The organism is Salinivibrio siamensis (assembly GCF_001996005.1).
GTDB lineage: Bacteria > Pseudomonadota > Gammaproteobacteria > Enterobacterales > Vibrionaceae > Salinivibrio > Salinivibrio siamensis.
This window is the reverse complement of record NZ_MUFB01000001.1, coordinates 16,579-36,666: the sequence shown is the minus strand read 5'-3', so window position 1 is coordinate 36,666 and position 20,088 is coordinate 16,579. Positions and strand designations below refer to the sequence as shown.

The 20,088-nt window shown below is 50.3% G+C and carries 19 protein-coding genes; 7 read left to right on the top strand and 12 right to left on the bottom strand.

The window, feature by feature from the left end:
• The first annotated feature begins 90 nt into the window (after window positions 1–90).
• Window positions 91–1,167, top strand: coding sequence for a 23S rRNA (cytidine(2498)-2'-O)-methyltransferase RlmM (rlmM, locus tag BZG73_RS00170; protein ID WP_046074221.1), 1,077 nt, complete (start codon window positions 91–93; stop codon window positions 1,165–1,167).
• Window positions 1,168–1,252: 85 nt separating this feature from the next.
• Here the strand turns inward: rlmM and xni are convergent, their stop codons facing one another.
• The 5 genes from xni to queF form a co-directional block, all read right to left on the bottom strand.
• The gene (xni, locus tag BZG73_RS00165; protein ID WP_101494447.1) at window positions 1,253–2,044 is read right to left on the bottom strand and encodes a flap endonuclease Xni; all 792 of its coding nucleotides are present in this window, start codon (window positions 2,042–2,044) and stop codon (window positions 1,253–1,255) included.
• Between the two features lie 116 nt (window positions 2,045–2,160).
• On the bottom strand, window positions 2,161–3,516 hold the full coding sequence (gene ppnN / locus BZG73_RS00160) for a nucleotide 5'-monophosphate nucleosidase PpnN (RefSeq protein ID WP_077607288.1): 1,356 nt from the start codon (window positions 3,514–3,516) through the stop codon (window positions 2,161–2,163).
• 119 nt (window positions 3,517–3,635) lie between these two features.
• Window positions 3,636–5,192 carry a GGDEF domain-containing protein gene (locus BZG73_RS00155; protein WP_052708027.1) on the bottom strand — a complete coding sequence of 519 codons (1,557 nt, stop codon included), beginning with the start codon at window positions 5,190–5,192 and terminating at the stop codon, window positions 3,636–3,638.
• Window positions 5,193–5,269: 77 nt separating this feature from the next.
• Window positions 5,270–7,615, bottom strand: coding sequence for a tetratricopeptide repeat protein (locus tag BZG73_RS00150; protein ID WP_077667294.1), 2,346 nt, complete (start codon window positions 7,613–7,615; stop codon window positions 5,270–5,272).
• Window positions 7,616–7,672: 57 nt separating this feature from the next.
• Window positions 7,673–8,521, bottom strand: coding sequence for an NADPH-dependent 7-cyano-7-deazaguanine reductase QueF (gene queF / locus BZG73_RS00145; RefSeq protein ID WP_046074164.1), 849 nt, complete (start codon window positions 8,519–8,521; stop codon window positions 7,673–7,675).
• 63 nt (window positions 8,522–8,584) lie between these two features.
• Between queF and syd the strand changes: the two genes are divergently transcribed.
• Entirely contained in the window at window positions 8,585–9,133 is a 549-nt protein-coding gene (syd, locus tag BZG73_RS00140) for a SecY-interacting protein (RefSeq protein WP_046074165.1), read from the top strand.
• The gene (locus tag BZG73_RS00135; protein WP_046074166.1) at window positions 9,130–9,909 is read left to right on the top strand and encodes a Zn-ribbon-containing protein; all 780 of its coding nucleotides are present in this window, start codon (window positions 9,130–9,132) and stop codon (window positions 9,907–9,909) included. Before syd ends, BZG73_RS00135 begins: the two co-directional genes overlap by 4 nt.
• On the opposite strand, the gene BZG73_RS00130 is transcribed toward BZG73_RS00135, so the two are convergent.
• From BZG73_RS00130 to BZG73_RS00115, 4 genes are all read right to left on the bottom strand, one after another.
• Window positions 9,906–10,184, bottom strand: a complete 279-nt coding sequence (locus tag BZG73_RS00130; protein WP_077578881.1) for a hypothetical protein — start codon at window positions 10,182–10,184, stop codon at window positions 9,906–9,908. The genes BZG73_RS00135 and BZG73_RS00130 overlap by 4 nt on opposite strands.
• Window positions 10,185–10,220: 36 nt before the next feature.
• A complete protein-coding gene (locus BZG73_RS00125; RefSeq protein WP_046074168.1) occupies window positions 10,221–10,454 on the bottom strand; it encodes a DUF2789 domain-containing protein in 234 nt (77 codons plus the stop codon).
• An 877-nt stretch (window positions 10,455–11,331) separates the two neighbouring features.
• Window positions 11,332–11,655 carry a DUF3301 domain-containing protein gene (locus BZG73_RS00120; RefSeq protein WP_046074169.1) on the bottom strand — a complete coding sequence of 108 codons (324 nt, stop codon included), beginning with the start codon at window positions 11,653–11,655 and terminating at the stop codon, window positions 11,332–11,334.
• Window positions 11,645–12,697 carry a DUF3549 family protein gene (locus BZG73_RS00115; RefSeq protein WP_046074170.1) on the bottom strand — a complete coding sequence of 351 codons (1,053 nt, stop codon included), beginning with the start codon at window positions 12,695–12,697 and terminating at the stop codon, window positions 11,645–11,647. Before BZG73_RS00115 ends, BZG73_RS00120 begins: the two co-directional genes overlap by 11 nt.
• Window positions 12,698–12,836: 139 nt before the next feature.
• Here BZG73_RS00115 and BZG73_RS00110 point away from each other — a divergent pair, with 139 nt between their 5' ends.
• Window positions 12,837–13,154 (top strand): YqcC family protein, encoded by a 318-nt coding sequence (locus tag BZG73_RS00110; protein ID WP_046074171.1) that lies wholly within the window; start codon window positions 12,837–12,839, stop codon window positions 13,152–13,154.
• Window positions 13,151–13,903, top strand: coding sequence for a tRNA pseudouridine(65) synthase TruC (gene truC / locus BZG73_RS00105; RefSeq protein ID WP_235605998.1), 753 nt, complete (start codon window positions 13,151–13,153; stop codon window positions 13,901–13,903). Before BZG73_RS00110 ends, truC begins: the two co-directional genes overlap by 4 nt.
• A gap of 46 nt (window positions 13,904–13,949) precedes the next feature.
• On the opposite strand, the gene BZG73_RS00100 is transcribed toward truC, so the two are convergent.
• The 3 genes from BZG73_RS00100 to map form a co-directional block, all read right to left on the bottom strand.
• A complete protein-coding gene (locus tag BZG73_RS00100; protein ID WP_046074172.1) occupies window positions 13,950–14,327 on the bottom strand; it encodes a DUF3461 family protein in 378 nt (125 codons plus the stop codon).
• 78 nt (window positions 14,328–14,405) lie between these two features.
• Entirely contained in the window at window positions 14,406–17,024 is a 2,619-nt protein-coding gene (gene glnD / locus BZG73_RS00095) for a bifunctional uridylyltransferase/uridylyl-removing protein GlnD (protein WP_046074173.1), read from the bottom strand.
• Between the two features lie 54 nt (window positions 17,025–17,078).
• Complete coding sequence (gene map, locus BZG73_RS00090) at window positions 17,079–17,873, bottom strand: type I methionyl aminopeptidase (RefSeq protein ID WP_046074174.1); 795 nt, start codon at window positions 17,871–17,873, stop codon at window positions 17,079–17,081.
• 446 nt (window positions 17,874–18,319) lie between these two features.
• On the opposite strand from map, the gene rpsB reads away from it, so the two are divergent.
• Together rpsB and tsf are read left to right on the top strand one after the other, a co-directional pair.
• A complete protein-coding gene (gene rpsB / locus BZG73_RS00085) occupies window positions 18,320–19,048 on the top strand; it encodes a 30S ribosomal protein S2 (protein ID WP_077667292.1) in 729 nt (242 codons plus the stop codon).
• 132 nt (window positions 19,049–19,180) lie between these two features.
• A complete protein-coding gene (gene tsf / locus BZG73_RS00080) occupies window positions 19,181–20,023 on the top strand; it encodes a translation elongation factor Ts (protein WP_046074176.1) in 843 nt (280 codons plus the stop codon).
• Window positions 20,024–20,088: the final 65 nt, after the last annotated feature.

Below are 20,088 nucleotides of genomic sequence, written 5' to 3'. Positions count from 1 at the left end.
GCATTTCTTTCTGGTCTGGATGGCAGATATAATGCGCAGCTTATTTTTACCGCCACACAGCGTGGTGATATGTTCGAGCCAGAGGGTGTTATGAATCAGGTTCTGCTTTATTGTCGTGCGGGGTTTGAGAAAGACTGTGCCGCAGAGATCCAACAAAAAACCACCGACATGGGGGTATATGGGTTCCCGCGCGTGGTCAATAACAGTGCGTATGTCCTGTTTGAGTGTTACCAAGAGGGCGATGCCGAGCGTGTTGTTCGTGATCTCCCGCTAGACTCACTGATTTTTGCCCGGCAAATGATCGCTATCACCGCGTCTCTTTCTGAGCTTGACCCTGACGATCGTATTTCACCGATTTTGGCAGTGGGCGAGCGTTTACCCAAAGGCGGCGACTTACGGGTGGAAACCCCAGATAATGATGAAGCGAAAGCCCTGTTGAAATTCTGTCGCAAGTTCACCGTACCATTGCGTCAGGCGCTACGTAAGCAAGGCGTGATGCTGGCAAAGGATAACCCGAAAAAGCCGGTGATCCACGTGTGCTTTACCGCCCCAGGCACCTGTTTGATCGGCTATTCACTGACAACCAATAACTCCCCGCATTATATGGGGTTACCACGCATGAAGTTTCCGGCTGATGCGCCGAGTCGCTCCACCTTAAAATTGGAAGAGGCATTTCATCACTTTATTCCCAAGCAAGAATGGGAGACGCGTTTAGCGCCCGGCATGTGGGCGGTCGATTTAGGTGCGTGTCCGGGAGGTTGGACCTATCAATTGGTCAAGCGCTCGATGTTTGTCCACGCGGTGGATAACGGGGCGATGGATGAACAGCTCATGGATACAGGGCAAGTGTTTCATCACGCCGAAGATGGATTTAAATTTGAGCCTACGCGAAAAAATGTCACTTGGCTGGTGTGCGATATGATTGAAAAGCCTTCTCGTGTGGCCCAATTGATGGGTGAGTGGCTGATTGAAGGGTGGGCAAAAGARGCAATATTTAATTTGAAATTGCCCATGAGCCGCCGCTATGAGCAGGTGACGGAGAACCTCGACACCTTAGGTGCATTTCTTGATGACTACAAGGTGGCGTATGAAATGCGCGCGAAGCATCTGTACCATGATCGCGAGGAAATCACGGTGCACTTACGGCGGGTAAAACGTCAGCGCTAGATGCAGCAGTGTGGGCCTATCTTAGCACCGCATACCGGCTTTATACTTATTCATCACCACTGAACTTCATCACCACTGAATACGGTTACGAGGGTTGGCCCTCAGCGGCAGGTTCAAAACGGATATCTTGTAGGTTAAAGCCTAGTGGGATATCCGTTTTTAGTTGCGCGACCTTTTTGCAACGTTGAGCCAGCTCATAATGACCGTTGAGTTTTTTTTGCCACTTTGGTGCCAGATCCTCAGCAGCGAACACTGCATCGATAGTGGCATAGTCGCTCAGCAAGCTGGCGGCCGTTTTGGGACCGATCCCTGGCACGCCACTGATCTCACTACTGCTGATCCCTGCGAGCCCCCAAAAATCGCAAAGCTGCTCTGGACGAACGCCGAATTGTGATTGGACGAAGGCGAGATCTAACCAGCGCTGCTGAAAGTAATCGCGGATCCTGACTGTCGGTTGCAATAGCTGACAGTAGCCTTTGTCAGTCGATACGATTGTGACATCTTGCCGGTGCTCGGCCACTTTTAAAGCCAGGGTGGCAATCATGTCGTCAGCTTCATCGCCTTGAGAAAGCAACGAGTCGACGCCGTGCTGCCAAAATGCATCTTGAATCGCATCTAATCCTTGCTCGAGTACTGCAGGCATTGGTTTACGGTGTTGTTTGTATGCCGGCAAGATCTCTGCGCGCCAGCCACGATCATTACCTAGGTGATCAAAGACAGCAATAATATGGCTCGGCTGGCTATGATTGATGATTTTATTGAGGGTTTTGAGGCAGGCATTCACCGTGGTGTCGATGGCATCGCCCTCAGGCTGAGCCGCGTGGACGCGGCGAATGAGGTTCATTGCATCGATAATGACAACATGGAGGTTAGACATAATAAAAACCAGTAATAACGCGCAGCATGAGCCGCGCATTATACCTGTGTTAGTGGCATAACGCAGTGTGCGAGATGCAGGTTATCGACAGCTCGCCGGCTCAGTGCGCGTTCAGGCTAGGAAACAATCTCATAGCACGGCACATAGGCGGTGCCTGGCAGCTTCATCCGTTGTTGGTCGACGAAGCTTTGTAACAGTTTGTCCATTTTTGCCATCAAATACTTGTCCCCATCAATTTTAAATGGGCCGTGTTGCTCGATATTGCGCATCCCCTCGTCTTTAACATTCCCTGCCACAATGCCCGAGAATGCCTGACGTAACGCTGAAGCGAGTAACTCTGGGCGCTGATTCATGTGCAAGTTGAGGTTAGCCATGTTTTCGTGTGTTGGCGCAAAGGGATGTTGGAAGTCCGGCTCGATTTTCAATGACCAATTGTACGAGTAGGCATCGCCGGTGGCTTTGCGATGCTCTTTGACGGCAGGCATGGCATTTTTCATTAATCGTGCGGCTTTGGCTGGATCGTCAATCACGATTTCATAATATTGGGTGGCTTCCTCGCCCAATACATCACGAATAAAGGCATCGATATCGCGAAAGTAATCTTCACTTTCTTTCGGGCCGGTTAACACGATAGGCAAAGGCTGTGAGCGGTTATCAGGGTGCATCATGATGCCAAGAATATACAGCAGCTCTTCCGCTGTCCCTGCGCCACCTGGGAAAATGACAATCCCATGCGCGATACGGACAAATGCCTCTAGGCGCTTTTCAATATCGGGCATGATCACCAGCTCGTTAACCATGGGGTTCGGCGGCTCAGCAGCGATAATAGAGGGCTCGGTTAAGCCAATAAATCGGCTGTCATACGTGCGCTGCTTGGCATGGCCGATGGCTGCGCCTTTCATTGGCCCCTCCATCGCACCAGGGCCACACCCCGTACAAATATCCAGTTCACGCAGACCAAGCTCATGACCCACTTCACGCGTGTATTGATATTCGATGTCGTTGATTGAATGCCCCCCCCAGCAAACCACTAAATTAGGATCGACTCGCGGACGGAGCGTTTTCGCATTACGCAAGATACCGAATATTAAGTTAGTGATATGCGGTGAGCTATCGAGGTTGAGGGCAGGACTATGCTCGAGCTGCACATTGACGTGAATAATGTCGCGTAGTACCGAGAACATATGCTCTTGAATGCCGCGAATGATCTTACCGTCGACAAAGGCATGATCCGGTGGATTAACCAGCTCGAGTTTGATGCCCCGCTCTCGGCGCAACACGCGAATTTCAAAGTTGGCGTGTTTTTCAAGAAGTGCTTTGGAGCTGTCTGTATGGCTGCCTGAATTTAAAACGGCCAATGAGCAGTTGCGGTATAAGCGGTACAGATCACTGCTGGCGCTGGCTTTTAAACGATCGACCTCGATTTGAGAAAGCAGATCCATCGTTCCAATCGGACTAATGTGTGTGATCATAGCGACAACCTCTTACACGCCGACATCCTGTTTAACGCAAGCCAGGCTGTCGAGCGGTGCTATAAAAATCAGTGTGTTAATTAAAAATACACACGCTAGCCACAATTGACCAGTAAAAATTAACACCAGATGATTTGGTTGCGACCACTGTTTTTCGCTTGATAGAGCGCTTGGTCAGCACGCTCTAGCACCGGCGTGGGGGTATCCTCACCTTGGAAGAGGGTGGCACCAATTGAGACGCTAATTGAAACGCGCTCGTTTTTAAACTTCAGCGGGAGTTTGCGAATGGTGTGGCTAATATTGGCCAAAATATCGGTCCGCGTTTCATCATCCGCATCAGGCAGTAAAATGACAAACTCTTCGCCACCAAAGCGGGCAATAAAGTCGGTGTCGCGCAGACATTGGTAGATGCTGCGCGCGATAATTTTCAACGCTTTATCACCGACTTCGTAGCCAAATTGTTGATTCACTTGTTTAAAGTGGTCAAGATCAATGACGGCAAGGCAAAACTCGCGCTGGTACTTTTTCCATAACCGGTACTCATGCTCCAAACGATCGTTAAGGGCGGCACGGTTGTAGACGCGGGTCAGCGGGTCTAACAGGCGTTTACGTTCTTGGTCGCCGACGCGACGATGTTGATCGAGGGTTTGCTCTGCTAAGGCGCTAAGTTGGTTCTGATTGTGTGCCAACTGCTCTTCCAAGGCTTGTTCGCGATTTTTGAGCGCTTTGTTTTCTTGCGCGATCACTTTCAGCTCTGCAAGCGCTTGGGTTAATGCGGCTTCTGGGTTGGCTTTTGCCGCGCCTTTCCGTTTGAGTTCGTGTTCAATATCGTTAATGGTGCGATCGAGGCGCTGATCGACACCTTGATGTGCCAGCCGTAGTTGTGTCGCATGATCATGCGCACGGGTATTTTGTTGGCTTATTGAGACGAGGTCATCATTGACTTGACTGAGAAATTGCTGCGAAGCCCGCCGCTCTGATTGGGTGGCTTCCAGAATCAGTTTGAGTGCCGCCAACGTCAAAGACACCACGGTAGCCGGTGATATATCGGTCAGCAGTTCACGGCGGATTTCAAGCAACTTATCGCCTGCTTGACCGTTGATATCGAGCTCTGTAATCAGGTTTTGTAGTTCATCAGCGACGCGACGTATCTGATCGTTGTCGATGTCTGGTGTTTGTTGGGTGCGGGGCCTAGCAACTTGCAAGGTCACGGCGCGTTCGTAAAGCTGAAGTAACTTAATGAGGTGTTGTGTGCGTTCGGTATCACCGTTCGCCGGTTGCGCTAATAGATCTCGCAAGTCACGTTTCAATTGAGCGGGGAGACCTGTCACTCGCTGTAGTGTTTCACCACTGGTGTGAAATTGCTCATCGAGGTGTGACTGTGCTTTTGCTTGTGTCATGTTTTGATGACCCACCATGCGTTCAATAACGGCTAAACGCGGAAGCAACGCGCTAACATCCTGCGTTGAATACAATACGTCACGGAACTCGGCCAGTTTTTGGTCGACCAAGTTATTTTTACCCGAGCACGTGGCGATAAAGCGCGAAACCAGCCGTTTAAGGCTATGGATTTCTCGACGCGACTTAAGCGCCAGCTCCCGATACGTTGAGGGCGACGCATTATTACCCGCCTGAGCGGGCTGGGCCGACAACGGTGATGGGGTGGACTTAGTCATTTTATCGAGGAAATACCTGATTATATTCGCGTTTTGGCGCCATTGGTAGCGAAAACAGTTTCACTAACTACCTGTAGCTATACCGACTTATTGCTCTGATCATCAATAACTGACGATGGCTTTTTATCAGATTCGTGATCCTTCTGCCAGTTCAATAAGTCGTTCGCTGAAGATTTAACCTTTACCAATCCAGAGTCAATCCCTTTCAAGCAAGCATGACGTAAGTTGGTGTTCACGAAGCTCGCGGCGGGCGCTGTGTTAATCGCGCTAAAGTGTACCCAATGACTTTCTCCGGTCTGTTGCGCGAGATCACTGGCTTGATGAGTAGCCGTTAATAAAATCTCGATTAACTCTTGGTCATTAATCGATGTGTACGCGCGCGGTAAAAAAGGGTATTCCGCGAGACCAATGGCGACTTGCGGCGTGAGCGCTGGAGGTTGGTGACCTGCATTCACCGTTTGTGCCTGACAGCTTTGGTAGTGGCTGACAAAGTCTGCGATCAAAGACTGCACAAAATGAGCAAGCGCATCAGGCTGGGTATCTTGATCCCAATTGGTCTCGATATAAATAAACAAGGTATCGGCGAAATGATATAAGCGGCCAGATTGAGTGACACGCTCGGACAAATAGTCGCCAAGCTGACGCTCGATATCTTGCGCCCTTTGATAGCCGAGACGCAAAAATAGCGCTTTTAGAAAGGCGACATCGAACATGGCAAAGCGTAGCCGATCACTGAGTGGCTGGTGGATCATGTCGTTCAGATACCATTGCTCAAAGTTGGCGTTACTTTTTTCCAACGAACGCGGTAACTTGGCATTCAGCATGCGTAAGTTCCTCAGCCCGGTGCGCGGGTGCGTATAAAAGTCATCACGCAGCTCTTCGAGTTCTCCCTGACGCATCACCGCGGCACGATGACGAAGGTAAACAATGGTCACTAACACCCCAAGGCTGCCTAGTAGGAAATAGTTGACCTTTTGTAGGTGGAGCTGCTCTTGGTGTGCGCTATCTAGCTGGCGCTGCAATTCATCCATCTGTAGCTGTCGCTCGACCACACGCTGTTGTTGTTTAAAGGTATCGGCTTGTTGCTGTTGCTCTGATTGTGTTTGCTGTGCGCGCAGCTTTTCATAATCACGTTGCATCATCAGAGCCGCTTGATACTTGCCTTGCGATTCCAAGGCTTTGGAGAGGGCATGATGCGCCATCGTCATGGTTTTGCGGTCTTTTTCTACCTCTGCTCGCTCCAGTGCGGTGCGAATTTCTTTCTCTGCTTGCTTTGGTTGAGACAGTGCAAGATGAATACGTCCTTGTAACAACATTGCCTGTGTGGTCAGCGGCGAGTTGGGTAGGCTACCGACCAGTCTTAACGCATCTTGAATGTATCTGTCACTGAGCGGGAAATGCTCTAGCTGATAATAAGTGCGAGCGATGGCTAAGTGGACTTGCGCAAGCGGTTGGAGGCGACCGAGTGCTTGCTCAATTTCAAGCGCATTAAAATAATGCACCAAGGCAAAATTATAACGGGCTTGCTGCTCATAAATGGTGGCTAATAGGCGCTGTGACGCTGATAAACGTCGGCTTAATGAGAAGTGCTCAAAAAAGGCAGCGGCTTGGTTCGCGTGCTCAAGGGCTTGATTAAGCACGCCTTGCTGGTTATACAGCTTGGCCAGCTTCATATTGGCACCCGCAATCAATGCCGTGTATTCGTTCTCGCTTGCTATCCAGAAAGCACTGAGTAACTCGGTCAGGGCACTTTCATGTTGCTTTTGGTCGAGTAAAAAGCCGCCCAACGAGAGCTGAAACTCGACTTTATCCCGCAAGTCTTGGGGATCATTGCTAAGCTGGCTTCGCGCATTCTCATAGGCGACAAGCGCGGTTTCACTGTCTGCGGTCGCCGCGAGAATATTGGCACGCAGTAAAGCGCTTTTAAAGCGGCTTGCTTGGCCGTTTAAGCTGTTTTCCGGCAAGGTTTCAATCGCTTTTTGGGCGGCATCGAGTGTCGCTAAGGCGCGCGTCGAGTCGCGATCAAGGTGCCAGATAAGAGAGGCCTCGGTCAGTAAAACTTGCACTTGTACGTGTTTTAAGTCGTATTCATCGACCACTTGATACGCTTTTTGTAGCGCGGCTTTAGCCTCTATGGGTTGATCGAGATACGCATAGGCTCGGGCACTGATCAAATAGGCATACACGGTATGCAATGGCGTGCGAATCGAGCGATCCGTGTCGTTATTGACGTGTGAGCGGTTGGCACCTGTGGTTAGGCGGCGTTGGGCTAAAAACCGATTGCTGATTTCCAACGATTGCGCTGGAGAGGTCTCGAGAAGCTTTTCGGCATTGGTTAGCACAGGTGAGGAGTGGATAGCGGCAAACGCCGTTATCGACGTTAACCAAAAAAGCAGGCCTACGAGTAGTCGGCTGATGCGCATGCGCCATCCTCTAAATAAAGCGATGAGAGAAAGGCTGCCCGCAGGCAGCCTGTGGTGTTATTGTCTTGCCAAACGGTTGTTTTCGCTTGGTGTTTTACCCATGTTCGTACGGTATGGATTAATATCTAAACCACCGCGACGCGTGTAACGGGCATAAACGGTGAGCTTTTCTGGCTGGCAAAAACGCATGATATCCATAAAAATGCGCTCCACACATTGCTCATGAAACTCATTGTGCTCACGAAATGACACCAAGTAGCGAAGCAGCTTCTCACGGTTTATCTTGTTGCCTTTATAGGCGATTCTCACCGAGCCCCAGTCTGGCTGATTGGTAATCAGGCAATTTGATTTGAGTAAATGGCTGTGAAGGGTCTCAGACACAACCGCGCCTTGAGCGGCACCGTCGAGCCAGTCTGGGTTAAATGTGTAGTCATCGATGCTGATATCTTGGTGATCGATGCATTCACCCGCTAGGCCAGCGATGGTTTCTCCCTCTAACTCACTGAGCGGTGATAAGGTGACATCCACCTCTTCGCCCGCACAGGCGGATAAATCGGTTTGCAATGCGTTAGCTACCTGTTGCCAGTTATCAAAGCGGGTTTGATTAAAGCTATTGAGGTAAAGCTTAAATGATTTTGACTCGATCAAGTTGGGGCTAGAGGCCGGTAGACGGACTTCGCCAATCGCGACCTGGGGCAAACCATTTTTGTTGAGCCATGACAGCTCATACAAGGTCCAGGTGTCGTAACCGGTAAAGGGCATCGGCGCATTATCTAGTCCGATGGCCTGACGATTTAGCGCGCGAGGGACGGCACGTAGTTGTGACGGATCGTACTGGGTTGGATAATCTGTTTTTTCGCCAAGTGATAAATTGGCGAGGGCATCGGCATCTTGATAATTGCTCATACGGATCTGCTATTGATTCAAGTAGAATGGGTAAAGTTTACTGAATCTTGCTATAGGTTGCGAATGGAGAACACAGTACATCGTGCCCTTTGGGCGCTAACACAGAATTATATGGCGGTATGGCAGAGTCATTATCAACATTTACCCTGTACAGATGCCTACATTGGCTTGCCATCTCCCTGTGTTGTGAGCGAAAACGATCACCAACTACAATGGCAACCGGTCAAGCGCGACGCTTTGGCCGACTTTGCCAATGTAGAACAAGCAATCGCGTTGCGTTTGCATAGCGATATTAAAGATTTTTACAACGCATTTTATTGTGCAGATTTATCGGTTCGTTATCAGGGGGAGTCGATAAGCTTGCTTCAGGTATGGAGTGATGATGACTTGGCGCGCTTACAAGAAAATATCTTGGGGCATCTGATGATGCAGCGTCAGCGCAAGCTTACGCCGAGTGTCTTTATTGCGACCACAGCCGATGAAATGGTGATCATTGCAATTGATAACATGAGCGGAGAAGTGATCAGAGAAACCCTTAATAAAGGGACGCGTGATGTGATTGCCCCCAACCTGGAAACATTTCTCGCGGCATTAGAGGTTGATGTGGCATGATTCTCACGGAACTGACCTTTGAGTGCTTTGATAATACCACCGTTAGTGCGGTCGACCGTACTATCAACGGCCTCATGGATGCATTACGTTATAATGGCCAGGTGCTTGGACGCGAGTTTCCGATCTTGATGCAAGAGGGCCAGTTTCAGCTTCGTGTTGTCTGCCCAGATGAAGACGCCTTGCACCCACGCTTTCACAGCCCACAAGTGAAACGGGCCTTACAGCAGCTAGCCGATGCGTGCTTAACCCAACCGAAAGTGCGTGTGCTTGGGCGCGATTTGAACTCAGAACAAGCCGCTCCAAGTGTCTCACCGACCTGGCAAGTGCTTTACACCACCTTTGTTCACACGTGTTCGCCGCTGCGTTGTGGCGATACCCTGCTCCCCATCCCGCTTTATCGCTTACCCGCCACCTTTAACGGTGATCACAAAGCGGTCATCAAATGGCAAACAGAATGGCAAGCCTGTGATGAGTTACAAATGGCCGGTGCCAGCGATGCCGAATTTGCAGGCTTGAATGAAATTGGGTGTCCCAATACGCGCCTATTTCAGCGCGGTTGGGATTTACGTGGGCGGATAGAGTACTTAACTGGCACGCCGACTTACTACTATCAATATCGCGTTGGCGGTAAAGATAAAGAGAGTGAGCTTCATCGCCCATGCCCTCAGTGTGGCGAGCCTTGGCGGCTTGAGGCCCCGTTACACGATATCTTTCTGTTTAAATGCGACCGTTGCCGGCTAGTATCCAACCTTTCTTGGGACTTTAAACTGGCTTAGCGGCTTGAATACTGGGCTTCTAGCGTCGCTAATCGCTCGCTCAACTCGGCCACGTGTTGTTCGAGCTGGCTGATACGCTCAGCATCAGATAGCTTGATGTCATCGACGGGTATCTCGGGTAGCGGTGTATTGGTCTTCGCGCTCTTCACCGCTTGAATAATCAAGGGGAGGGGGACTTGCGTTGTCAATTGGGCTTTCACCTTTGCCACGGTGACGGTTTGCCCTTTTGCGTCGAGCACCTTGAGTGCTCGCGCCAGCTCAGCTTGATAGCTCATCAGTTAATCCTAGCGACATAACAGGAGAGAGAAAGATTAGGGCTTTCTCAGCAGCGCATCAAGCATATCAACCTGTTCCGCCCAATCCGCGTCTTCCTTTATGGCTTCATCAATAAACGCCCGTTGTGCCGCGTTCCAAAATGGGGCATCGACCAGTGTTTGCCCTTCAACCAAACAGTGGCTGGATAGGAAGTGCTCAATTGAGGCCTTATCGGTTGCTAAGCCCAGCTGCTCAAAAAGGTGCTGTAAGTCGTGTTGAAAGGTTTCCACTGTCCCTCCTGGCTGCTCGATACGCGTCTATACTCACTATAGTAGCAGCCTCCGCCCTATGTTGTGGTGAAAGCGGTGCCTGTGAGCATAGGACAATGCATAGAAAAAGTCCCTGCTCCGTGTGAGATATCTCTTACAAGAGCGTGGGATAAAAGCAGAATCTTGCTACGAAAATTGACCCCCCTTGTTTTTATTTTTTCTTATATTACATGTGCTTACTGTTTATTCTTTGGTTTAAGATAAAAAATGAGAGATTGAGCAGGTGAGAATGGCTTGTACCAAACGCTCAGTCGCGTAATCTTATCGGTGTCGGAAGGGAACTGACACAGGGAACAGGAATCACCAAGGACTTGGTACCTCAGGATGAGGCAGTACTTCAGGAAGAAGCGCTGGCATGGATTGCAAAAAGGACAACGGATGGAGCCGTTCTCTACAAGCAGGAAGCTTGTACGTCAGGAAGACTTAGGACAACCCAGGATGGGGGCTTAAGGACTACTTCAGGACGAAGTCATGGACACCTCCAGGATGGAGAGCTTATCGAAAACGGGAATTTCGGTTTGTCAGGATGACGAAAGGACACCTCCAAGACGGAGAGACATGGAACGACGCTGAAGGATTCGGCGACTGATCAAGGAATGATGCAGGGAGCACCTTTTAGTAGCAGGATGGCTGCAAGTAAAACTCTAGGGCGCGGCGCAAGCTGCGCCCTTTCCTTTTTTCTGGCCGGTTAAACCGACACCGGTAACTCCCTGTCACGCACCGTTAGCACTAACCTTGCGTGTGCACCATATTTCTAATCTAGTACAGCTTTTCACGTCGCGCGAATAATTATCCCCGCCTTTTTAGTATCAACACGGTTGGCGTTGTTGGGTGACATCTAACCGTCGGTTTGGCTTGCTCTTGGCATCGCATGAACCGGTGTGTCTATAGCCTTTAATCTTAATCCTCGAAGATGAGCGTGACCGATATAATGATCATCCCCGGTGGCAGAAAACTCGAACCAGTATTGAGTGAGCCATTGCCACCCTTGCTCGGTTCTCCGTATGGTGTGACGGCCTCGTGCGATAGACAATAATTGCAACTCCATCCGCTGGCAGTATTGGCGAATGTACTGGTGCGCTTGCTCGGATTGTCGCCGCTGTTGCCAGAACAGTAAAGCGGCGACAACAACCAAGAGAATGGTGAATAGATCAGTGATCATGGTGGGTTTGCTTCACCGCTTGCTGCATGCGTGCCATTGCTTGAGTCAGGGCGGGTGATGTATGGCCATGTAAACGACCCAATAGCGCGCCACGAAGGGGAGGTAACATCACCAGATCCGCATAAACCTGTTGAAATAACGTCGCATCGTGCTGATCGGCGAGAGCAATCAAAAAGCGATCCAGAGCAGCATCATCGGTCAAGTGATGCCAGCAGCGACCGGCTATCGCGACAAAAATCTCGCGATGGTGTAATTCAGCGCGATCAAGTACCGCATCAATCAGTTGATGCCGAGTGGCTGATGGGGCGCCCGCATGTGCGCGGATTAATGCGCTGACCAAAAAAATATCAACCTCTTGCGTCTGACACATTTGCTGAAACATATCGCGCAAGCTTGCCGCGAGTTTGTCATTGATTTGGCAGTGCTCCAAGCACCCGAGAAGGGCGTACAATGGCGTGGTCGGTAGATGATTGAGCGCTTTGCGGACGCGAGTGGCATTGTTTTGCTCGGCCATGCGTACACAGGTATCAGCGAGCCCTTGTAGGCCCACCCCTTGCCAATTATCCCAGCCAAGCTCGCCATTTAAATAATGCTGTGCATGATCATAATACTGGCTAGCTGGCCGGCCCAGTTGATAGGTCAATGTGGCATGAAACATCGCCATTTTGTCGTCGGTGGGCGTAAACGTATAAGGGTTATTGGCCAGTTTCTCACGCTGCTCTTTATTCGGTGTCGCGGTTAAGCGCTCTCCCATGGCCGCGCTGACATACTGTAAAAAGTCTCCCATCGCGGTGTGATTGAGGAGGCCGCGTTCATCGAGAGGCATTTTTAAGAACCATACCCAAGGAGCGCCGCCTGGCGGCCAAAAGGCGATAGCCATATGCGCGTGTTGACGCAAGGGGTAAGGGTAAGGTTGTTGATTGGCCTCAACCGCACGAAAGGCCGTTTCATCCAGTTGACAAACACGACGGCCTAGGTCGTAAATACTGAATTGACAACCGGCGTGGTCGAATAGGGCGCTGAGGGCGTGAACCGTTTCCATGATGTCCGCTCTTAGTTATCGCTTGATGCGCGCGAGTATATCAGTTTTTCCCGGCTAGATGCTTGTCTTGTTGATGTTGTCTTTGTCGGGATCATGCTATGCTTCGCGGTTTCTAATTTGAGTAATGATGGGATTGTCAATGACACTTTACCAACAGTGTGAGCAACTTCTGGATGAGCTTGAGCAAGTGTTAGATGCGTGTGACCTGCTCCAGTCCGAGCCACCATCACCTAAACGACTGGCCAGCCGCGAACCGTTTGCGGTGGATACGCTTGATTGCCATGAGTGGTTACAGTGGATATTTATACCCAAAATGCGTGCCTTGGTGGTTGCTCGCCAGCCGTTGCCAAGAAATTTTGAAATCGCCCCCTATGTGGAAGAAGCGATGAAAGAGCAGCAAGGGGCGACGGCGGTGGTCAAAGTGACTTATCGTATTGATGCGCTTTTAACCCAATGATGAGTGAACAACCGTTATCCATTTTATACCGCGATGAGTCATTGGTTGTGGTGAACAAGCCTGCAGGGATGCTGGTCCATCGTTCGTGGCTGGATAAAGGGGAAACGCGTTTTGTTATGCAGACACTAAGGGATCAGATTGGTCAGCATGTTTACCCTTTACACCGACTCGATAAACCGACGTCTGGTGTGTTGGTGTTTGCGCTGTCGAGCGAGGTGGCGTCCTTGATGATGCCTCAGTTTGCGCAAGGGCAGATTAAAAAAGCCTACTATGCGGTGGTCAGAGGCTGGATCACAGAAGCCGGTCGACTCGATTACCCACTGGTGGAAGAACAAGACAAAATAGCAGATAAAAAGGCGAGCCAGCCGCCCACGGCCAAACCGGCCGTGACGGATTATCAACCGCTGGCATCGGTGGAGCTGCCTATCGCAACAGGACGGTATGCGACCAGCCGCTATAGCCTCGTGGCGATGCAGCCGCAAACGGGAAGAAAACACCAATTGCGTCGCCACATGCATCACCTCAGTCATCCGATTATTGGCGATACTACGCATGGCGACGGAAGGCACAATCGTGTTTTCCGCGAGCATTTTCACTGCCATCAGCTTTTACTCCATGCCAATGAGATGCAGTTTATCCATCCCGTTAGCGCTGAGACGGTCAAGGTACAGGCGCCGCTCGATACCACGTGGCAGCGTGTCCTGTCGGCCTTGGAGTGGGATGTGCCTTGCACAACCTCCTTGGCGTAAACAGCCCGCTGCAGGCCGCACCTTGCAGGCCGCACCAATATAAGTGTTAGAGCTTATCTAGCTCGGCTTCGATTTCGGCAATCTTACTGGCGACCACTTTTTCCAGATGACGGAGATCGGTGAGTACTTTTTGCTTCACGTCTTGTTCGGTGTGCTCGTGCTGAACGATACGATCCAGTTCATCGATCACCAGAGACAAGCTGCGGTTGATCTCAGTGACCTCTCGAGAGCGTCCGGTGCCACTGTCGACAACCACATTTTTCCGCTGGCGTGGATACTTAAATTTCATGCTTCGCGCAAAAAGGTCGCCCTTTTGCTTGCTGAAGTACACTTTGAGCGTGTCATAACTGGCTTCTTGACGCAGAGAGTAACGCTCAATCTTTTCCGGATGTTCAATACCGATATTTTTCAACTGCTGATACATAGCCACCTCATGGTTGAATGTTTTCTCTATTAAGCGACGAACTCACCGTCGCTTAGCATAGTTGATGGGGGTTGCTTGTTACTTGGCGCGAGCGAGCGCTTTCTCCAGTGCCGCTTTTAACTGTTCCTGATGCTCGGAAGTTAATGCTTGGTTCTCTGCGTCGGTGACGATAAAAAAGTCTTCGGCGCGCTCGCCAATGGTGGTGATTTTAGCGGCATGGACACTGACATTTTGGCGCGCAAAGACGGCCCCGACCCGAGCCAGTAGTCCAGGTGTGTCGAGTGCTACTAGCTCCATCAATGTGCGACGACCGTTTTTCGTGGGTAAGAAAAGTACCTGGGTTTTAACCGAAAAATGCTGAAGTTTTTGCGGTGCTCGCCGTTTGGGGATAGTCATTGTCCCGGTTTCTCCCAGCGCCTTGCTGACCCCTTTGATAATGCTCGGGTGACGGTCAAGAGGAATGGCATCGTCATTTTGGTCTAGCACCATAAAGGTATCGAGGGCGTGACCATCTTTACTGGTCATCACTTGTGCATCATGGACGCTCAGGTTTTTCTTATCGAGAGCCGCTACCACGCGCGCAAACAAACTGGGCCGGTCTTGGCAGTAAACAAAAATCTCGGTCCCGCCACGGGTTGCTTTTTTACTTACCAGCACCAGTGGGGCGTCGCCGGTGTGATGAAGGAGATGTTCACTGTGCCAAGCAATTTGTTTATGGGTATGGCGCAGAAAGTAGTCCGCCTTGAAACGCTGCCATAACACTTCTATATCCCTCGGGCTATGGCCTTGTTTACGTAACATGGCAGCCGCTAAATGTTTGTTATGACGAATGCGTTCACGCACATCTGGCGGGTTTTCTAAGCCTCGGCGGAGCGCTTTTTGTGTAGAGTAATACAGCTCTGCGATCAGTGTGCGCTTCCAACTGTTCCATAAGTCTGGGTTGGTGGCATTAATGTCTGCGACGGTGAGACAAAGGAGAAGGTCCAGTCGTTCTTCGTCGCGCACTTCTTTGGCAAAATCGGTGATAACATCAGGATCGTATATATCGCGGCGCTGTGCGGTGACGGACATCAATAAGTGATTACGGACGAGCCAGCTAACAATATTCGCTTCTGGTTTTGACAAACCATGCTCTAAACAAAAATCATGCGATTCAATGGCGCCAATTTCGCTATGATCCCCGCCACGTCCCTTGCCAATGTCATGGAAAATGGCTGCAATCAATAAAAGCTCACGGCGTGCTAAACGGGGGAAGACATCACAACAGATCGGATGGCGGTCTCGGTTGGCCTCGTCATCAAATAAGCGCATATGTTTGAGCAGTCGGATCGTGTGCTCATCAACCGTGTAGACATGGAATAAGTCAAACTGCATCTGCCCAACAATTTGACTCCACTGTGGTAAGTAGGCCGACATCACCCCGTGGCGATGCATTAAGCCAAAGGCCTTGTGCAGCGCATTGGGGTGACGAACCAGGGCCATGAATTTTTCGCGCGCGTCTTCTTGCTGACACAAAAAGTGATTGAGTCGACGTCTTGCTGTACGCAACTGCCGCAGGGTAGGCGCCGCAATCGCTTCAATCGACGTGTCATTGGCAATATGCAGCATCATGTCGAGAATGGTTTCCGGTCGCGCTTGAAATAGCGCGGGTTTGCGCGCTTCGATGGTGCGTCCGCAGCGCTGAAAATCATCACTTAAGACGTCGATTTCTCCGGCGCGACCATTATCGATGATCACTTGATCAAAGATTTGTAGCAGCATTTTGTTGAGCTCACCGACCCGCCCAAGTGTGCGGAAGAAGTCTTTCATCATGGTTTCGACCGCACGATTCCCTTCACCGCGGTAACCGAGTAGTTCCGCGACCGATGTTTGATGCGCGAAGGTGAGGCGATTGTCGTAACGGCGCAGCTCAAGGTGAAGCGCAAAGCGAATTCGCCACAATACATTTTGACACTCATTGAGCTCGCGATATTCCGCGTCGGTTAAAAAGCCAAAATCACTCATCTCTCGTAAGCTGGTGGCACCAAAGTGACGGCGCGCAATCCACGATAAGGTGTGAATATCGCGCAGGCTGCCAGGACTGAGTTTCAAATCAGGCTCAAGCTTGTAGGCGGTGTCATGATAGCGGCGGTGGCGGGCTTTTTGTTCTTCAACTTTGGCTTGATAAAACCGTTCGCTGGGCCAAAAGCTGTCATCATGCACGCGCGTTTCAAGCGCATCAAAAAGCTGCGCGTCACCACATAATAAGCGAGATTCTTGTAAGTTGGTGGCGACAGTCAAATCGTCCAGCCCAACCCGAATGCACTCGTCGACGGTGCGTACACTGTGGCCGACTTCGAGCTTTAAATCCCATAAAAGAGTAAGCAGATCGCTTAAACTTTGTTGCTGGTGAGCATCTAATGGGGCCTGGCAGAGCAGGAGTAAATCGATATCCGACAGAGGGTGCAGTTCGCGCCGACCATATCCCCCCACCGCGACTAAGGCAAGTGAGGTGTGTGCGAACCCAAAGTGATGCCACAAGCGTGCCAGTAAGGCATCCATATAATCGGTGCGCTGGTACACCAATTCCGCCACAGGAACATTGGCCAAAAAGTCCTGTTTTTGCTGTTCAAGCAATTGCTGAAATTGGGCTTTGAGGGTGATGGGGTCGAGCTGATCATCCTCAAGGTGTTGTGGCGTAATCACTGTGTCTGTCATGGCGATCCTTTGCGCAAAAAAAAGCCGGAGCGAAGCCGGCTTTTAAGGGTTGGATTAGTGGTTGATGTAACGCGGGAGGTTTTCTTCCTCTCTCAACGTTAATACCTCGACGCCAGTCTCAGTGACCAGCAGGGTGTGCTCCCACTGGGCCGATTTTTTACCGTCGATGGTGTATACCGTCCAGCCGTCGTCTTCATCGAGCACGGTACCGTATTTACCTGCATTAATCATAGGCTCAATGGTGAAGCACATGCCAGGTTTGAGTACAGTGCGATCATTATTTTTGTAGTGCACCACTTGAGGGTCTTCATGGAAGCTCGCACCAATGCCATGCCCACAGTACTCTTTCACGATAGAGTAGCGTGTATTGCTATTTTTAATGAATTTTTGAATGGCGGTCCCGAGCTCACCCACGGTAGCCCCCGGTTTTACCTTTTTGATCGCGTGATAGAGACTTTCTTGTGTCACACGACAAAGACGTTTGTCTTCCAAAGAGACCTCTCCGACTAAAAACATCTTTGAGGTATCGCCATGGTAGCCATCTTTAATCACGGTCACATCGATATTGACAATATCGCCATCCTGCAACACATCATTATCATTCGGAATGCCGTGACAAACCACGTGGTTAATCGAGGTGCACATTGACTTTGGAAAACCGTGGTAGTCCAAGGTAGCCGGCGTGGTGCCTTGCACTTCAGTCATGTATTGGTGGGCAATGTCATCCAGCTCACGCGTAGTGATACCGGGTTTTACATGGTCGCCAAGCATGACGAGCACGTCGGACGCCAAGCGGCCAGCGACGCGCATTTTTTCAATTTCTTCTTCTGTTTTAATCGGGATTGTCATTTTGCTTTCTCACTTTAATTTGGGTCGCTCAATGATGACGATGAGAACGAGAGCCGGATCTTTTCACGCTCGGTATCATCGAGCACAGCCGCCCAGACCTGCTACGCTTGTCGCAGTGACTGAGGTGATCAGCCGTATGATGTGGCGCTATGGTACCAAGCCATCTGCATTCTGGAAACCAAAAGGGGCAGGATCCCGATGAGATGCAGTGGCAACCACGCTTGACCGAATGCGCAATATTGCTGGATTTTGCTGGTGTTTTTGTGGTATAAAGCGCGCCGAAAACCGTCATTGTGATCAATCTAGCCGAGCTGGGTTTCAGTTTGATGGTCTTCACTCAATACTTTTTATTTTAAATCACACACATATCGACACATTAACCGGGGTGCCCTCAAGCGGGTCGGTGAATGGGATATGTGGAGGCCTAACCCCAAGAGGAAATTATCATGGCTACTGTTTCAATGCGCGACATGCTCAAGGCGGGCGTACACTTCGGTCACCAAACTCGTTATTGGAACCCAAAAATGAAGCCTTTCATCTTTGGTTCACGTAACAAGGTGCACATCATCAACCTTGAGAAAACTGTACCAATGTTTAACGATTCTTTGGCTGAACTGTCAAAAATCGGTGAGCGTAAAGGTAAAGTCCTGTTCGTTGGTACTAAGCGCGCAGCAAGCGAAGCGGTAAAAGCGGCAGCAGAAAACTGCGAGCAGTTTTATGTAAGCAACCGTTGGTTGGGCGGCATGCTCACTAACTGGAAAACCGTTCGTACATCTATCAAGCGTCTGAAAGACCTGGAAACTCAGTCTACTGACGGTACGTTTGAGAAGCTGACCAAGAAAGAAGCACTGATGTACACCCGTGAGATGGAAAAGCTCGACAAATCACTGGGTGGTATCAAGAACATGAACGGCCTGCCTGATGCAATGTTCGTTATCGATGCGGATCACGAGCACATTGCCATCAAAGAAGCGAACAACCTGGGTATCCCAGTATTTGCAGTGGTAGATACTAACTCTAACCCAGACGGCGTTGACCACGTCATTCCAGGTAACGATGACGCAATCCGCGCTATCCAGCTTTACCTGAATGCCGCGTCTGACGCTTACAAAGAAGGCCGTAGCCAAGACATCGTTGCGCAAGCAGAAGACGAGCTGGTTGAAGTCGCTGAATAAGACGACAGCTCCTTGTGAGCGTTCTTAGCCATCAGCGTGTCATCTTTCATGCTGTAAGCTAAGTATGGTTAGCAGGGGCCGATTTCGGGCCCCTGTTTTTTACCCAAATAGTTTCGAATCGAGGATTGAACAATGGCAACTGTTACCGCTGCCCTGGTTAAAGAACTTCGCGAGCGCACTGGCGCTGGCATGATGGAATGTAAAAAAGCACTGGTTGAAGCGAACGCAGATATCGAAGTGGCAATCGAGAACATGCGTAAGAGCGGTGCGGCAAAAGCAGCGAAAAAAGCTGGCCGTGTTGCTGCTGAAGGTGTGATCCTAGTGAAAGAAAACGAAGGCAAAGCAGCGATCGTTGAGATCAACTGTGAAACTGACTTCGTTGCAAAAGACGCAAACTTCGCGGAATTTGCTGATCAAGTTGCTGAAACTGCACTGGCTGAAGGCCTTGAAATCGACGCGCTGAAAGAAAAATTTGAACAGCAGCGTGCTGATCTGGTCGCGAAAATCGGTGAAAACATGGATATCCGTCGTGTTTCATTCATCGAAGGCGAGAAAGTGGGTTCTTACCGTCACGGCGGTCGCATCGGTGTTATCGTTGCGGCAAAAGCGGACGAAGAAACCATCAAGCACGTGGCTATGCACATTGCAGCGTCTAAGCCTGACTATGTTAACCCTGAAGATGTACCTGCCGACGTGGTAGAGAAAGAGAAGCAAATTCAGGTTGATATCGCAATGGAATCAGGCAAGCCTGCTGACATCGCAGAGAAAATGGTTGCTGGCCGCATGAAGAAATTCACCGGTGAAATTTCTCTGACGGGTCAAGCATTCGTCATGGACCCATCACAAACTGTGGGCCAAATGCTGAAAGAGAAAGGTGCCGAAGTGACCGACTTCATCCGCTTTGAAGTGGGCGAAGGCATCGAGAAAGAAGAAGTAGACTTTGCTGCAGAAGTTGCTGCGGCACAACAAAGCTAATTTTTCTGACTCAGACCGCGGTGCTCGCCGCGGTCTTCCATAACCTTCTTCCCTAACTAGTGCCT

Excerpts from the sequence above, each read along its gene's own strand:
- BZG73_RS00120 (WP_046074169.1), bottom strand. The coding sequence starts at position 11,655 with ATGATCACTGATCTATTCACCATTCTCTTGGTTGTTGTCGCCGCTTTA.
- ppnN (WP_077607288.1), bottom strand. The coding sequence starts at position 3,516 with ATGATCACACACATTAGTCCGATTGGAACGATGGATCTGCTTTCTCAA.
- BZG73_RS00130 (WP_077578881.1), bottom strand. The coding sequence starts at position 10,184 with ATGAGCTATCAAGCTGAGCTGGCGCGAGCACTCAAGGTGCTCGACGCA.
- truC (WP_235605998.1), top strand. The coding sequence starts at position 13,151 with ATGATGAGTGAACAACCGTTATCCATTTTATACCGCGATGAGTCATTG.
- BZG73_RS00110 (WP_046074171.1), top strand. The coding sequence starts at position 12,837 with ATGACACTTTACCAACAGTGTGAGCAACTTCTGGATGAGCTTGAGCAA.
- glnD (WP_046074173.1), bottom strand. The coding sequence starts at position 17,024 with ATGACAGACACAGTGATTACGCCACAACACCTTGAGGATGATCAGCTC.
- rpsB (WP_077667292.1), top strand. The coding sequence starts at position 18,320 with ATGGCTACTGTTTCAATGCGCGACATGCTCAAGGCGGGCGTACACTTC.
- tsf (WP_046074176.1), top strand. The coding sequence starts at position 19,181 with ATGGCAACTGTTACCGCTGCCCTGGTTAAAGAACTTCGCGAGCGCACT.
- syd (WP_046074165.1), top strand. The coding sequence starts at position 8,585 with ATGGAGAACACAGTACATCGTGCCCTTTGGGCGCTAACACAGAATTAT.
- xni (WP_101494447.1), bottom strand. The coding sequence starts at position 2,044 with ATGTCTAACCTCCATGTTGTCATTATCGATGCAATGAACCTCATTCGC.
- BZG73_RS00150 (WP_077667294.1), bottom strand. The coding sequence starts at position 7,615 with ATGCGCATCAGCCGACTACTCGTAGGCCTGCTTTTTTGGTTAACGTCG.
- BZG73_RS00115 (WP_046074170.1), bottom strand. The coding sequence starts at position 12,697 with ATGGAAACGGTTCACGCCCTCAGCGCCCTATTCGACCACGCCGGTTGT.
- map (WP_046074174.1), bottom strand. The coding sequence starts at position 17,873 with ATGACAATCCCGATTAAAACAGAAGAAGAAATTGAAAAAATGCGCGTC.
- queF (WP_046074164.1), bottom strand. The coding sequence starts at position 8,521 with ATGAGCAATTATCAAGATGCCGATGCCCTCGCCAATTTATCACTTGGC.
- BZG73_RS00155 (WP_052708027.1), bottom strand. The coding sequence starts at position 5,192 with ATGACTAAGTCCACCCCATCACCGTTGTCGGCCCAGCCCGCTCAGGCG.
- BZG73_RS00100 (WP_046074172.1), bottom strand. The coding sequence starts at position 14,327 with ATGTATCAGCAGTTGAAAAATATCGGTATTGAACATCCGGAAAAGATT.
- BZG73_RS00135 (WP_046074166.1), top strand. The coding sequence starts at position 9,130 with ATGATTCTCACGGAACTGACCTTTGAGTGCTTTGATAATACCACCGTT.